Genomic DNA, 15582 nt, shown 5'->3' with positions numbered 1-15582 from the left:
CGTGACGCTCCTACACTCTCCTAACGGGTGAGTGTAGGCTTCTAGCACTCCTTAGAGCTACTAGAACTTGCTTCAAGGTACTATTAGTTAGAGAACTATCAACAACAGGATTCCCTCTACGCCGTTTTATAGTGGGGAACACGCCCAGCCCCACTCGTTTTAGGTTGATTGCGGCATTGATATCGCGATCGACCATCAGCATTTCTTGCTCATCCCAATACTCGCGGATAGAGCAGTCAGTAAATACAAACTCGTCTCGATAGCTCAACAGTTGAGAGGTATAGACAGGGTTACACTTTTTCGTTACTGCTCCAGCTTTTCCAGCTATGTAGGCCAGTATCTCAAAGAACTGTCCAAACCCTGCATCCGACCAAGACTTGTTTAATCCCGATTTTGCGGACTGTCCATTAGGCAAATATCCACCATTACTATCTGGCTTGGGTTTATTTCGTTTCTTTAAACCAGAAAGGTTCAAATTTTCATAATAGAAAACTTTTTTTCCGGTTCTAACCAGGAGATGAGCTGTTTTATAGGCATGATCCTTTCGGCTCCTAGCGATCCGTTGATGTATTCTCCCTTCACGCGATTGCAGCTTCCTCCGAGCTTTACTCCCTTTTTTTCTGGCATTCTTTTTGGTTTCTACCTTTTTGATAACAGCCTGATTTTTGCGGTAAGACTTAAGTGAGGGTAGCTTAGTATTTTCAGATGTCGCCAGATAATCATCTCCGTACAGGACTGCATCCAATCCCATGGTATTATTCCAAGTAGGAGTAACACTTTCTGGTTTAAAAGTTGGGACTGTAGGATCCTCTAAACATAAGGTCGTGTACCAACCATCGGCTTTTTTGGTTATTAGGATATTTTTGAGTTTAAACCCGTCAGGTAACGGACGATGGAGTCGGACTTTAACCCACCCTTTGAGCTTTGTTATCTTCAGCCATATCCATTTATTCTCGATTCTGGCTACAGTAAAAGAGCCTTTACCTTCTATTTTTAAAGTTCTGTATCTAGCTTGATTTTTGAATCGAGGTTTTCCGCTACGAGTACCAGTTTTATCGCCCTTGATGAATCGATTGAAAGCTAGGTCTGCTCTTTTACATACGTCCTGTAAAGTATTTGCCGGAACTCGGGTAAAGTCCAGCAATTCCCATGAGTGGACAACTGTTACCAAATCTTTTTTCCAGATTGGCAGAAGCTTTTTTTGACTAAAGTAACTGGGATTATCTCTAAGCTCTGGGAGGTAAGTAATCAACGGACAAGAATTAACACCAGTAAGGTTTTTATTCCACCACCGCCAGCGATCGCCTAACTGCCAGTTATACCAGTAACGACAAATTCGTAGCCAATCGTTTAGTTGTAATTTTTGTTGAGTAGTTGGATCAGCTCGGTATTGGTAGTTGAGCAGTATAACAATCACCTCTTGGCTTTTATTGCGCTTTCATATATATAGATAATAACAATCTTTCCGAAAAGTTTCAGCATCTGTGTTTACTCCCATAAAAAGCTTTTATGATTTACTTATGCCCGCATTCCTCTCACGTCTCATCCGATAGGGGAGCGTGAGAGGAATGCGGTTCCAGCTGAACTCCTGCAACTGCTTGATTACTCCGCTTCCCCAATCAGGGTAAAAGCCGCCCATTCCACTGGATTTGGGTACTGTTTAAGAGTCGTAAGCATGGCTTGACGCAGAGCAACTGCTTTGTCAGGTGTTTGTTGTAGCTGGCGATAGAATTCAATCATCAGGTCAGCTGTGGAGTCATCAGGTACTTTCCAGAGGGAAACAACCACACTAGGTACACCAGCAGCAACTAAAGAACGGGATAATCCAATCACGCCATCACTGGTAACTCTACCTCTACCAGTGTTGCAAGCACTTAAAACTACTAACTCAGCACTAAGCTTGAGGTCGAGTATTTCACTAGCACTGAGAAAACCTTTATCTGTTTTAGTCGGAGCAAGGGCGATCGCTCCTGGTAAACCTAATCTCTGGAAGTCATTCAGTAAGCCGTGAGTAGCTAGATGTATGATCTTTGCCCTTGACATTTGCTCAACAACTGCTTTCTTGGTGGCTTGATTGCCAATCAGGGCTTGAGTATTGAACATCTCAGCGATCGCTAGCGCTTCTGTTTCTGTTCCAGGAAGAGGGGGCAAACCTTGAGGCATAGTGGGATTACCAATTACTAGCATCTCTTCTCCAGAAACCAGTTGCCGTTGCTGGTTAGTTAAATCCAGCACCTGAATCGAGGGAGCAGTGAGCATAGTATGTTTTTCGATCAGGTATTGACCAGAAGCGTCTTGTAGTGCTGGGAAAGGTACTAGAAACAAGGATTCGTGGGGAATAAAAGTAACACGAGCTTCGGGATTAGTAGGTAAGAGTTCCGCAATTGGTTCAATGAGCAGTTTATGCAGTTGTTTTAATCGTTCAGTTTGACCAGCTCTCTCTGTTTTAGTCAATCTTTCTCTGGGAACTAAATCAACTAGGGATGGGCTTCTTCTTAAAAAAATCGATTTACGAGTGATAACAACCAATTCTTTCAGAGATGTATCCAGATTAGTTAAATCAACCTGACGAAAAGCGATTTTACCTGTAGGTTTAATTACCCAAATGTAAAGCTCTTTGTCTTGAAGTTGCCGCACACCTTGGGCTTCGACAACTTCTTTGATAATCGAGTATAAAACTATTGTCGAGTTTTGTTTTTCAGTAATTTTTTTAATTTGTTTGATCTTCGGAGGAGCAATCGGTTTGTGATTTTTGAGGTTTGGTTCAGACTCTGATAAACCTCTCGCTAATAGTTCAACAAAGGCTCTTGATCGTCCTCTTTCAGTAATTTCTAGGGCTTGATTGAATTGTTTTCGTTCTACTAAATACTCTTGTAAAGTGCTATAAGTTGTTTCATGAGTTTCAAATATTGATACTCTCTCAAGGTCATTGCTGCCTAAGTTTGACCGCAAAGACTCCCAAATTTCAATGGCAGCAAAGAGAGCCTCATTTGCTTCTTGAGGATTTCCGGCTTGATAGAGAGCATCACCTAAGTTACTCAAAGCTCGTCCCTTGGCGTGGCGATCACCTAGTTGCTTGGCAATTTCTAAACTCTGGCGTTGGTAGTTTACTGCTTGGTTGTAATCTTCTAGAGCATGGTAAATTATTCCCAAATTTTCTAGGGCTACTAACTCTCCATACTTATCTTGCAGTTTTTGTGCGATCGCTAAACTCTGCTGAGAGTATTCAATTGCTTGGTTATAGTTGGTCAGGGTATAGTAGACCAAGCTCAAATTAGATAATGCTCTTGCCTTTCCAGGTAGGTTATCGGATGTTTTAGCGATCGCTAAACTTTTTTCTTTGTATTGAAGTGCTTTGGTATATTCCTTCTTAGCGTAGTAAGCTAATCCGAGATTGCTTACTATATTCCTTTCCAGCTCAGACTCATTGGTTGAGTTTAATAGTTCTAGACCCTGTTTATAGTATTCAATAGCTTTGTCATAGTTTCCTATTGCACCATAAGCTGCTCCTAAACCACTTAAAGCTTGCGGTTTTACTCTTAAGTTTTGGTCTGATTGGGCAAGATTAAAATGCTGCTTATGATAGTCTATAGCTTTGCCATAGTCTCCCAATATATAGTGAGTTACTCCGAGGTTATGTAAAGCTTTTGCTTCTCGCAATTGATCGCCAGTTTTTCGTGCAAATTCTAAATTTTTGTCATAGCATTCGGCAGCTTTAGTGTAATCTTTGGCAGCAACTTGTAGGGAAAATACTTGAGGATTTCTGAGCAATTGTTCTTCTGCCAGACACTCTGTAATTTCCAGTACCAGGATTGTCAGTCGTTCTGGTTCAATTGCTGGAGTCTTGTTTAACCTCTTGCTCTGATTGACCGCCAAATCTGATCGATTAACCTGGGTTGGCAAGGCAGAGTTTTGATTGTCTGACCTTGGTGATGGTGTTGTTGGGGAAGGATTTGAAGGATTTACAGGATTTATAGGTGCAGGAATTACCGGTTTTGGAGGTTCTGGCGGTGGTAGTGGTGGAAAATCTAGCTCTGATGGTGTTGGAGGTTCTGGTGGTCGCTCGACTGGAATAGGTACTGCTAGTGGAGGTTCTGGCGGTGGTAGTGGTGGAAAATCTAGCTCTGGTTGTGGTGGTAGGGTTGGTAATGGCTTTGGGTCGATGACTGAAGCAGGTTCAATAATGGGTGGCTCTATAGCCACCAAAGGTGGAGGTTCAGGTGGTGGTGGGACTAGAGAGTCTGGACTGTTTGGAATGAAATTCTGGTTTATGGAATCTAGAATGGGAGTAATAGTAGGAGTATTAATGTCACTAACATCAAAAAGAGTAACGTTGCCACTCTCACCATTACTACTAGCAGCATTTATATCACCAGCATTAATACTTCCCTCGGTAGCGAATAATTGAACCTCTCCTCCTTGACCTTCCACAGAGGAAGAATCAACTACCCCAGCACTAGTATCAATACTTCCTCTATCGCTAACGCCAGTAATATCACCACCATCACCATTATTACTGGAAGCATTGAGACTCCCGGTAGTGATATTACCTTCTGCTTTCAGGTCAATATTTCCACTATCACCACTTACCGCCGTTGAATCCAACGTGCCACTACTAGTATCAATCCCTCCTTCTCTACTATTGAGGAAAATTCTTCCACCATCCGAGGTAACTGATGCTGTCCGAATATTACCTTTTGCTTCAATAACTACTTGCTTACCAGCGCTGATATCCTGCACCACCACATCACCATCTTGCACCTGGATACCAGAACCTATCAGTTGTACTGTACCATCACGATTTACCTCAATTCCTGTAGCATCACCGCCGCCAACTGTCAGCAGTTCGGGTAGGGAAAGGGGAGTGAAGGGAACAGTGGCAGAGGGGGAAACTTCTAAACTCAGAATATTACCTGGCTGGGAAATACGGAGTAAATTTTCTCCAGGCACAGCCTCAATAGTAACTTGACCACCAGATGCAGTAAGAGTGCCATTACTGACAACAGTACCACCTACTAAGGTTAAATTCTGCCCCTCTTTAACTGCTAAATCAGCTAAATTGATGATCCCACCTGGTTGGGAAACAGCAAAATCAAAAGTATTGGGCTTGCCTACCAAAGAAGCATAGTCATTGCTACCAATGGCGTTAAACCACCCGCCATCAAAACCAATACCAGTAGCAGTGGTGGCGGTAAAAGAAGCAGGTAGATCGATGCTGGCACCAGCACCAAAGACAATCCCAGCGGGGTTGATCAGGAATAAATTGGAATTACCCCCTGTAACCTGGATTAAGCCATTAATTACAGAAGCATCACCACCAGTCACTCGCCCTAGGATATTTTGGATATTAGGATGAGAGAGAAAGATGGCAATCTGACCTTCACTCAGACCAAATTTCTGGAAGCTGTGAAAGAGATTCGCACCATCTCCCGACAGCTTACCGCCATCAATGTTGAATTGGTTACCCTCAGGGTTGACAACAGTACCAGTACCATCGTTGGCTTCAACTATCGGTTGCGCCTGCACAGGGGTTGGCAACGGGCAACAGCTCAAATAGGTTGAAGAACAAACAAGCAGGAAAAACTTAGTTGCTGCTGATCTTCCCTTACCCATGATCTGGCTCAACAGGTTAAGACAGCTCAATGTTAGTCTCATAAGTTATGGAATTCATCGAGAATCTGGGTCGAATACACCCTTTTCAAGAAAGTAGACCTAGATTTAACAGGGGGCTACTAGAGCGGATTTGGTATCAAAGCTCTACAGCTTCATTCTTTCGGAGAAATCCCCCTTGGGATGAGGACACTTTATTTAATTTTAGAGAAATATCGATCATCTCAGTTTCCTTTAAACTATGTATTTATCAGGGCTAATGCCTCCCTTTTATGCAGATTGTTGGTTTTTGTCACAAAACTTTACATACTTGACTTTACATATTAAACTATATATAATTGACTTTAAACACATACTCTAGGGCGTGTCTGCTTGCCTCAATAGCCCTAAACCAATAATTCCTCCAACTCCTGTTAGTGTAAAAACTCTTAGTTAAGTTCGATTACCTAGCAGTTTATCCCGCAGCTGGTTAATGCGATCGCGTAACTTGGCTGCCGTTTCAAATTCCAAGGTCTTTGCTGCTTCCTTCATCTGTTCTTCTAACTGATTAATCAACTCCGGAATCTTCTCCAAAGGTACATCATCCACCTGTTCAAACACCGCTTCCAACTGTTGGGAATTCAACCGTCGGGAGACATCCAAAAATGTCAAAATCGGATTATTGGCGGTTTTGCGAATCGGCTGTGGTATAATGTTATTATTGATATTATATTCAATTTGAATCTTACGACGGCGATTAGTCTCATCAATCGCTTTTCTCATGCTTTTTGTAAGGGTATCAGCATACATAATGGCTTGCCCTCGGACATGACGTGCTGCTCTGCCTATAGTTTGAATAAGCGATCGCTCTGCCCTGAGGAACCCTTCCTTATCGGCATCCAAAATTGCTACCAGAGAGACTTCTGGCAAATCCAACCCTTCTCGCAACAAGTTAACTCCAACCAACACATCAAATTCACCCTGGCGCAACGCCTGCAAGATTTCAATCCGTTCAATAGAGTTAATATCCGAGTGTAAGTAGCTTATCCGAATATCCCGTTCTTGCAGATAGTCTGTCAAATCCTCAGCCATGCGCTTGGTTAAGGTTGTTATCAGCACCCTTTCCTGACAATCCACCCGCTGCTTAATCTCAGCCAACAAATCATCTACTTGACCTGCTGTAGGACGAACAAAGATTTCTGGGTCAAGCACTCCGGTAGGACGAATGATCTGTTCCACGACTCGTTCTTGAGATTGTTCCATCTCCCAATCCCCAGGAGTAGCAGAGACAAAAATACACTGATTCACCTTTGCCCAGAATTCCTCTGCCTTCAGGGGCCGATTATCTGCTGCACTGGGTAAGCGAAAGCCATGGTCAATCAACACTTGCTTTCGAGCGCGATCGCCATTGTACATTCCCCGAATTTGCGGCACCGTAACATGGGATTCATCCACTACCAAAAGCCAATCTTCGGGAAAATAATCAATCAAACACTCTGGTGGTTCCCCAAGCTTGCGTCCAGCCAAGTGACGAGAATAGTTTTCCACACCATTGCAGTAACCAATTTCGAGCAACATTTCCAAATCATAGCGGGTACGCTGTTCCAACCGTTGCGCTTCTAGCAAGTTCCCAGTTTGCTCCAATTGAGCCAAACGTTCCTCAAGTTCTGCCTTAATAGCATTACAAGCTTCTTCCAACCGTTCATCGGGAGTAACAAAGTGACGAGCAGGGTAAATATTTACGCCCTCTACACTTTGGAAAATTCCACCGGTAACTGGGTCAACGTAGTGAATAGCATCAATTTCATCTCCGAAGAATTCTACCCGAATAATTCGGTCTTCATAAGCCGGACCAATTTCTAACACATCCCCCTTCACCCGGAACCGTCCGCGTCCCAATTCTAAATCATTCCGGGAATACTGTACTGAGACTAAATCCCGTAAGAGTTGGCGTTGGTCAACTTCGGTATTTACCCGCAGAGGAATCGAAGCTTTTAAGTATTCTGAGGGGATACCCAAGCCATAGATACAGCTAATGGAAGCCACCACTATTACATCCCGCCGTTCAAAAAGCGATCGCGTAGCTGAGTGCCTCAGCATATCAATTTCATCATTAATTGAAGCGGTTTTCTCGATGTACGTGTCAGTGACCGGGATATAAGCTTCCGGCTGGTAGTAATCATAGTAGGAAATGAAATACTCCACCGCGTTATGGGGAAAAAACCCCCGCAATTCGTTACATAACTGGGCAGCCAAGGTTTTGTTGTGGGCAAGTACTAGGGTAGGTTTGCCGACTTTTTCAATTACCGATGCCACGGAGAAAGTCTTACCTGTCCCCGTAGCACCCAGTAGAGTTTGGATAGGGTTGCCAGCCTTGAGGTAAGTGGTGAGTTGGGAAATAGCTTGGGGTTGGTCCCCTGTTGGTTTAAAAGGGGCTTCGAGGTTAAATAGCATCTTAGATTCTGGCACAGCTAAAAAAAAATCCGTAAAAATACTATCTATAATTTCATCATAATTTTTATACATTGATAGGTACTGATGGATAGATTATTACCCAAAGTCAAGAGATAGTTTTAATACTTGCCCAAAATCCGGAGGGTAGGATGACAACTATCTGCTTAACTGCTAATCCCTTAAAGGGTTATCGTTACGGATAAAGGATAATAGGTCATGGGTAATGATTAATGGGTAATTATACCAATTTTATAGCCATCACCGTTTATCATTTACCATCGACTCTCCCGTCTTTAAGTGGAGAGCATTTTTATCTTCTCCTTAATCAGCTAAGCTTTTTTGAACCAATACTTATTAATTTAGGATTAAAAATATTGAATATATTCGCACTTATTAATTTTATAAAAATTATCCACATATTAATTCTCAAATTTGGTAATGGTTAATCTATAATAACGAAGGGTATTATGAGTAACGATTAAACCTGATAACGAACCAATGAATATCGATAAGTATATGTGGTATTAATTTTATAAAAAATCAAGTCTCAAATCCAGGTCTTTTGATTAATTTAATCTCAACATAAAAAACTATTTTTTAGTAATTATGAATGATATAAATGCTATTCAGCGGATTGAAATATTGCTAGTGGAAGACAATCATGGTGACGTAGACCTGACCAAAGCTACTTTGAAAAATAGCAATATCCGCAACAATCTGCAGACGTTTAGCAATGGTAAGGAAGCTATGGCATTTCTACGTCGAGAGTCCCCTTATACTAAGGCACCCCGTCCCGACGTAATTTTGCTGGATTTGAATCTACCAGTGATGGATGGTCGTGAAGTGTTAGCACAGATCAAATCTGATCCAAAATTGAGTCTGATTCCCGTGATTATTCTCACCTCCTCAGATTCTGACCAGGACATCCTCACAAGCTACAAGCTAAACGCCAATGCCTACGTCACTAAGCCCCTTGAATTAGAGCAGTTTGTCAAAGTATTGAAGTCAATTGAAAATTTCTGGCTAAGTATTGTTAAACTGCCACCAAAAAATTAAGCATTTCCAATTCATGGTATAGCGTTTGTATCTGGTAATAGGTAATAGCTAATAGGTAATTGGTAGTTGATGATTACCAATTACCTATTACCCATTACCAAAAATCCCAAGACTATGTCTTGATGCAGTCGCTCATGGGGGAAACCCCCAAGACCGCGCTGCATCGCTTTGATAACTGATTAATCGGACTTGATCGTAATAGTCAATTGGCAATTAACAAATTTAAATTGCTGTTGGTATACTACAAATCTTCACTGAGAACTTCATGGAAAGCAAACCCAGGGGCAGCCAGTACAAAGACAATGGTAGGAAGACCAGCAGTTTTTAGCTGTAAACTTTCGTAATATTGAGTAAACTTATCGTCTGGTGTAGCCATACCCATAAAGATTAAGTCAGCATCAGCCGATGACTCATGAAGAATAGTATTAAAAGAACGCCCTTCGGAAACGAGCACCTGACAAATAACCCCCATCCGCAACTGTTTCACCCAATTACTTAGGTTTGCCCGTGCTGCTTGAGCTGCTATTTCATTAGGAAGCACCAACTTGAGGTAAATCTCAGCATTTTGCCACTTCAGGTCGCTGCGCAATAGATAGGCGAGGAGCAACATCAGGCTACCATTGGCTTGCTTACCGCCCCACCAAACATCAATCCGTTGACGACTACCGAAACCCTGCTCCCGATTTTCCCGCAGAATCACTACATTACGCTTTGCCTGGTGTATGTGAGTAATCAAGCGACAGTAAGGCTGGCGGCGGCTAAGGGTTTCGTTATCCCCGAGTAAAACTGTATTGGGCACTAGTGGTCCTATACCGTAAGTTTCCACCAGTTGCCGGGCTCCGGTAAAGGGATCCGGTGCTGTTACCAAGCGCACTAGAGCTTGTACACTGCGCCGTTCGAGATACTCACTGATGGTTTGTTCTAACTTTGCCTGCTTAGCAACACTATGGGAACTACTGGGTAAAATACTCGAAACGGTCACTAAACCGCGATTATGGGTCAGAGCATCGGCTAACTCTATCAAAGACCATCGTTTAGTGGGAGCTCCCGAAAGCACCAAGATGTGGGGTCGCCAGTTTTTCGGATCAGGGTGATGACTAATCTGAAAAATACCAGTGCGCAATAGTGCCATCCAAATACCCCGGCGTACATCCCCCCAAGCCGTGCGCAGTTCCCGCTGCTGTAGCCAAAGGTAAACCCCCAAGACAATAACAGCTGCTGCCACTGTGGCAAAGGCATTGATCAAAAACATCACGATCAGGCAACCCAATGCCCCTAACAGTGACAGAAACCAGTTAACTTTAAAGGAGGGTCGGAACGAAGGACTTTGCAAAAAGCCCTCAATGCCAGCTGCTACATTCAACACCAGATAGGTGGTCAGAAAGAACATACTTAGCACTGGTGCAATGATATCTAATTTACCAAGGCAAACTGCAGCAGTAGCTATTCCCAAGGTTACAGCGGTGCCAATCCGTGGTTCATCATCTCGTCCACTACCCGTACCTAGGAATCGCATCCAACGGGGTAATACTCCATCTCTAGCTAGTGCCTGTAAAATCCGGGGAGCCCCTAGAATACTCCCTAAGGCACTGCTGAGAGTAGCACCCCATACCCCGAGTAGGATTGCCGGACCCCAAAATGCCATCTGCTTCATAATCAAAGGATTGCCAATTAGGGCATCTCCCCCCACCCGCATTGATAGAATAATTGGTACGATCATATAAACGGCATATCCTGTACCTACTGCTGCCAGAGTACCGATGGGAATGGCGCGGATCGGGTTGCGTAGATCACCGGACATATTCACCCCAGCCATGATACCGGTCACGGCAGGGAAGAAGACAGCAAAGACACCCCAGAAGGATTCTTTGGAGGTCACCCACAGCTCAATATTAGCTACATCATAAGGGTAATCATGGTTACCGACGAATAGAGCAATCAGGGATAGCACTATCGCAGCCATAATAAAGTATTGAATGCGGATGGCGAGGCTAGCGGAAGTCAAAGCCAGTATTGCCACTAAAATAGTAGTAATTAGCGCTACATAAAGCTGGTTGAGCTGGGGAAAGGTCTTAACTACGCTCTCTGCAAAACCAATAGTGTATAAGGCGACTGAGAGAGCTTGGGCAAAGTAAAGGGGAATTCCTACGGCACCGCCAGTTTCAATTCCTAGGGAACGGCTAATCATGTAATACGCACCACCAGCCCTAACAATGCGGTCAGTTGCGATCGCAGAAATAGACAGAGCCGTCAAAAAGGTAATACTGGTGGAGAGGGTAACAATGATGAGGGTACCCACTAAACCAACATTACCAAGTACCCAACCAAAGCGCAGGTACATAATAACCCCCAGGATGGTGAGAATCGACGGAGTATAGACCCCACCGAATGTTCCCAAACCTGACGTTTTTTCCTGAGTAGGCTCGACAACAGGAGATGAGCGGCGACCAAAGAATAACTTCATATATCTAAAACACGAATATAGTGCATTAAGCTAATCTGAATATAGGGAATAGGGAATAGGGAACAGAGATTTTCATTCCTTTGTTGTCGGCGAAACGCCCATGGGTTTCTGACTTGAAAAAGCCGTCGAGGCAAGCAAGTGCGTTAGTCCTCGGTAAAATACCAGAGATGTTCATACTTTGTTCTTTGTTGTAAATGCATTTTTGATGGGGGTATAGCTGGAAAATTTTTCAAGTCCTTGGCAGACAATGTCAGTTGGTGAATTGATAATGGTCCATGAACAACTCCACCAGTTCTACCCCCAAGCCACCAACATTGCAACTCAAGGATGTTACAAGGTTGGTAGCCTCGGCTTTTGGTTCAACATTGGATGAATTTCACACCACAGGACTAACTGCTGTCATGGGGTTTTGGGCAAACAAGTAGAAACTGCTAATGGAACGAAGAGAACAGAAACGATAGTCTTTTAATCTGACAGTCTTTTAAGCTGACTACAGAATTAACTTGCGCGCATTCCCAACTTTATGCACCCCAATCACGAATTTAAGGCATTTTTTGCTCAATGACCAATTACCCAATATGGGTAATATCAAGTTCGGTTAATCACTTCGTTGATCAATCCAGTCTTCAAGAAGAGCGCCAGTGTGTTGTACTTAACCAGACAATTCTATGTAGAATTCTGTTGGGCTAGATAGTCAGCCCACAGCCTGCGATACCATCCAAATGTAGCGTGATTAACAATAAGCACTATGGAGCCTGATTCTCTACCGACAGAGTTAATTTTGACGCACCCGCTTCAGACCATTGGCAATGTTCAACTGGATTGGATACCTCAACCCGGTAACTATCTCGACTTTAAAGGTAAAACCTACACAGTTTTAGAGCGCCGCCACCGCTACTGTCTTAAGTCAGGGCGCTATCGTTTGCATAAAATTGCTCTGTATGTGCAGTCTTCTGGACACCCTAGTGAAAAAAGCCTGCTCCAGGGGCGTTGGGTGATTGGGGATGCCAGCTGTTATTTCAATGCTCACTCTGAATTGATTCGTTGTGCAGTCAATCCAGACGGACCATGTGATTCTTGCCGCTTTTACGAACCCTTGAAAACCGCAACTAACTAACTAACCATTACCTAGAACTTCTCCTACTTCTAAACGCATACCATTGGCAAAATCCCAAGCCGATTGAGCACGTTTGCCAGCTAATTGCACTTGCTGCAACAACAACACTCCCTTTCCAGTTTGAATAATTGGACCGATTCCCTTCGCAATCTTGACAACTTCTCCAGGACGACCTGAACCAACATCAAGAGTAGACCACTCCTGCGATCGCATTTTTAACTGTGAAGGCAACTCGGATAAGTAAGCCGAATCTAAGGGAACAGTGGCACTGATTTTCAGAGATTTACCCCGAAATGAGGTGACGCAGTTCGGGAAAAATCCCCGGATATGATTGTGTAACTCCAAGTTAGACCGTGACCAATCTAGGCAATAATCTGACTTTTGAATCAGTGGTGCATAGGTAGCCAATGAGTCATCTTGAGGAATTGGTTGGATTTCCTGTAACTCTTGCTTGAGGAGAGTTTCAATCAACAAATCAGCTCCCAAATTACTCAGAGTTTGTGCCAAATGCTCGGCAGTATCCAATAGTCTGATTGGTGTATACGCTTTCAAGAGCATTGCTCCAGTATCCATGCCAGCATCCATCAACATCGTTGTGATGCCCGTTTGGGCTTCACCATTATAAAGACACCACTGGATCGGAGCTGCTCCCCTATACTTAGGCAAAATTGAGCCATGTACATTGATACAACCTACCGTAGGCATATCCAGAATCTCTTGGGAGAGAATCTGCCCATAGGCAACCACCACAAAAACATCAGCCTTTACCTGCCTTAGCTGAGTTAGGGTTTCCCTATGCTTTTTCAGGCGCTGCGGTTGCCAAACTGGTAGTTTATGTGCTACTGCTATTGATTTCACTGGGGAAGGAATCAGCTGGTTACCACGTCCTCGACGCTTATCTGGCTGAGTTACCACACCCACCACCTCAAATTCAGGATGGTTCAACAAACCTTCCAAACAAGGTAGAGCAAATTGGGGAGTACCAAAGAATACAACTCGCATCTAGAAATTACCAATGACTAATGGGTTGAAGGTTAGCTGGTTGAAGGTTAGCTGGTTGAAGGTTAGCTGGTTGAAGGTTAGCTGGTTGAAGGTTAGCTGGTTGAAGGTTAGCTGGTTGAAGGTTAGCTGGTTGAAGGTTAGCTGGTTGAAGGTTAGCTGGTTATACATCCAGATTTGAGTTGTTAAGGCTCTAATCTTCAACCTACCCTACAAGGGACGCCCAAGGGAAACAACCAAATAACTTTCAACCAAATAACCTTCTAACCTTATAACTAATGACTAATCCACAGCAATTTCCACCCTACGATTGCGTTGCTGGTTAACCTCAGTATCATTAGCTACCAGAGGACGAGTTTCTCCGTAGCCAATAATCAGCCAACGGTATGGATCGTCTAAAGCGCTACTAAGATACTGCTGAACTGCTTTGGCACGCTCAAATGAAAGGTTTCGATTCTCTTTGGCTTCGCGGGGGTTGTCGGTGTGGATAGCAATTCGGATTGTACTACCAGGATAGGCTTGCAAATCTGTGACAATTTTGTCTAGGATCAAACCTGCTTCTGGACGTAACGTACTTTTACTTTCCTGAAATAAAATATCACTGGGCAATGTGACTTTCAACTTATCGGCAGCCGAGGCAGCTAGTCGATTACCATTGCTATTACCAACTAATGCAGCATTGCTACTTGAAGTCGATGGTTCCTTCAGAAGCAAAGTGATCCCTTGGATGCGCCTTTCGAGAGATTCATTCCCTCCCGAGGTTCCCAATTGAGTTTCCAACATTGTCACCTCCTCACTCAATCTCTTCAGTCGCTTGTCTAACTCACTTAGCTGAGCTTTGACCTGGACTCTTTGAACCGGTGTCAATTGTTTTAGTAGATTGGCTTCCGTTGGTTCCCGAATTGAACTAAAATTGAGAAACGTTGATTCTCGCTTGTTATCCAGATGCTCCAGTAATTTTAAGATCAGGGGTTTTTCTGGATTCGGGTTAGGGTAAGCATTGGCAACAACAATGCCAAATATCACGGCCAAGCCACTCCCTACGCCTAGCAGTAGTAGCCTGAAAATTAAGATTAGTAGGCAGTTCAGTATACTTATTGAGGTTTCAGGTCTGGTATTGGTGTTGGAAGTAGCGGGTTGAGTCACACCGAATTTTGTTAGATCTCCTTCAACATAATGAGGCAGGATGCTCCAATTGTACTCCGTTAGGGGTCAAGCGCAGGTATTTTACATTATAGAAGAATTCAAAAAAACAAGGTTGAATTCCAAATGGCTATCATAACACTAAAACCTCCAAACCAACCAGTTAATTCCAATGTCAAGCCTGACAACTTTTGTGTGAGGGCTACCCACTTTAGCCAAGACCTCTTAGGGGAAGGAAAGAGTGTTAATTTTTTATTTTTCCCTGGCTTATTTTCTTTGTCTGCCTTCGGTAGCTTGATAGTCGAGGGTTTAGGCAACTGACTGAGTCCAAGTTTAACAAACCCCGTTCGTAATGCCACGGTCCGACGGGGTAGTTGATCACTTTTTAACCTTTTACACCTAAAGTTAAGGAACTATATTCTAGTTTCTTGGGGTTGCTCCTCTAACTAGAAACGCTAATTAGTAACTGAAAGACCAATCAATGTTGAAAAGGCAATTGAGTTTATCAGGATGGCTTAAAAATCAACCACTAGGACTCTTGTTAGCAACTTTGATGTTGATAACATCTAGCCTATTTTATGAGAAAGCCAAGGCTAATGAATCCTTCGTAGCCAGTCAATCATCGGTGCTATATTCCCAGCCTTTAAGGGAAGTAACAGAAGCTATCAAACCTGATCTAACCGAACCATACGTTCAGAGTGACCCACTCAATAGTCCTTATCCTATTCCTTGGAATTGGGTCTTGGAAACCCACGCTGAA

10 protein-coding genes and 2 pseudogenes are annotated in these 15582 nt (G+C 43.4%); 4 read left to right on the top strand and 8 right to left on the bottom strand.

The window, feature by feature from the left end; translation table 11 throughout:
• Positions 1-10: 10 nt before the first annotated feature.
• The 3 genes from F6K49_RS14890 to uvrB all read right to left on the bottom strand — a co-directional run bounded on the left by F6K49_RS14890 (position 11) and on the right by uvrB (position 8043).
• Entirely contained in the window at positions 11-1417 is a 1407-nt protein-coding gene (locus F6K49_RS14890; RefSeq protein WP_366514184.1) for a transposase, read from the bottom strand.
• A 185-nt stretch (positions 1418-1602) separates the two neighbouring features.
• The gene (locus F6K49_RS14885; protein WP_293097846.1) at positions 1603-5655 is read right to left on the bottom strand and encodes a CHAT domain-containing protein; all 4053 of its coding nucleotides are present in this window, start codon (positions 5653-5655) and stop codon (positions 1603-1605) included.
• Between the two features lie 387 nt (positions 5656-6042).
• Entirely contained in the window at positions 6043-8043 is a 2001-nt protein-coding gene (gene uvrB, locus F6K49_RS14880; RefSeq protein WP_293097897.1) for an excinuclease ABC subunit UvrB, read from the bottom strand.
• A 606-nt stretch (positions 8044-8649) separates the two neighbouring features.
• On the opposite strand from uvrB, the gene F6K49_RS14875 reads away from it, so the two are divergent.
• Positions 8650-9099 (top strand): response regulator, encoded by a 450-nt coding sequence (locus tag F6K49_RS14875; protein WP_293097842.1) that lies wholly within the window; start codon positions 8650-8652, stop codon positions 9097-9099.
• 241 nt (positions 9100-9340) lie between these two features.
• Here F6K49_RS14875 and F6K49_RS14870 read toward each other — a convergent pair whose 3' ends face one another.
• Both F6K49_RS14870 and F6K49_RS14865 read right to left on the bottom strand, forming a co-directional pair.
• Positions 9341-11563, bottom strand: a complete 2223-nt coding sequence (locus F6K49_RS14870) for an amino acid permease (protein ID WP_293097839.1) — start codon at positions 11561-11563, stop codon at positions 9341-9343.
• A gap of 25 nt (positions 11564-11588) precedes the next feature.
• Positions 11589-11738, bottom strand: a complete 150-nt coding sequence (locus tag F6K49_RS14865) for a hypothetical protein (protein ID WP_293097836.1) — start codon at positions 11736-11738, stop codon at positions 11589-11591.
• 100 nt (positions 11739-11838) lie between these two features.
• Between F6K49_RS14865 and F6K49_RS14860 the strand changes: the two genes are divergently transcribed.
• Entirely contained in the window at positions 11839-11988 is a 150-nt protein-coding gene (locus F6K49_RS14860) for a hypothetical protein (protein WP_293020934.1), read from the top strand.
• Between the two features lie 323 nt (positions 11989-12311).
• On the top strand, positions 12312-12680 hold the full coding sequence (locus F6K49_RS14855) for a DUF6464 family protein (RefSeq protein ID WP_293020932.1): 369 nt from the start codon (positions 12312-12314) through the stop codon (positions 12678-12680).
• Here the strand turns inward: F6K49_RS14855 and fmt are convergent, their stop codons facing one another.
• From fmt to F6K49_RS14840, 3 genes and pseudogenes are all read right to left on the bottom strand, one after another.
• Positions 12681-13682 (bottom strand): methionyl-tRNA formyltransferase, encoded by a 1002-nt coding sequence (gene fmt, locus F6K49_RS14850; RefSeq protein WP_293097833.1) that lies wholly within the window; start codon positions 13680-13682, stop codon positions 12681-12683.
• 7 nt (positions 13683-13689) lie between these two features.
• Positions 13690-13785 (bottom strand): annotated as a pseudogene (locus F6K49_RS53375) (hypothetical protein); the annotation flags it as partial.
• Between the two features lie 176 nt (positions 13786-13961).
• Entirely contained in the window at positions 13962-14705 is a 744-nt protein-coding gene (locus F6K49_RS14840; RefSeq protein WP_293097830.1) for an OmpA family protein, read from the bottom strand.
• Positions 14706-15375: 670 nt separating this feature from the next.
• Between F6K49_RS14840 and F6K49_RS14835 the strand changes: the two are divergent.
• Positions 15376-15582, top strand: a pseudogene (locus F6K49_RS14835) (hypothetical protein); the annotation flags it as partial.

Source organism: Moorena sp. SIO3I6 (assembly GCF_010672095.1).
This window is presented reverse-complemented; position numbering and strand designations above follow the sequence as displayed.

Coding starts and splice junctions, on each gene's coding strand:
- F6K49_RS14885 (WP_293097846.1), bottom strand. CDS start 5,655: ATGAGACTAACATTGAGCTGTCTTAACCTGTTGAGCCAGATCATGGGT.
- uvrB (WP_293097897.1), bottom strand. CDS start 8,043: ATGCTATTTAACCTCGAAGCCCCTTTTAAACCAACAGGGGACCAACCC.
- F6K49_RS14875 (WP_293097842.1), top strand. CDS start 8,650: ATGAATGATATAAATGCTATTCAGCGGATTGAAATATTGCTAGTGGAA.
- F6K49_RS14870 (WP_293097839.1), bottom strand. CDS start 11,563: ATGAAGTTATTCTTTGGTCGCCGCTCATCTCCTGTTGTCGAGCCTACT.
- F6K49_RS14865 (WP_293097836.1), bottom strand. CDS start 11,738: ATGAACATCTCTGGTATTTTACCGAGGACTAACGCACTTGCTTGCCTC.
- F6K49_RS14860 (WP_293020934.1), top strand. CDS start 11,839: ATGAACAACTCCACCAGTTCTACCCCCAAGCCACCAACATTGCAACTC.
- F6K49_RS14855 (WP_293020932.1), top strand. CDS start 12,312: ATGGAGCCTGATTCTCTACCGACAGAGTTAATTTTGACGCACCCGCTT.
- fmt (WP_293097833.1), bottom strand. CDS start 13,682: ATGCGAGTTGTATTCTTTGGTACTCCCCAATTTGCTCTACCTTGTTTG.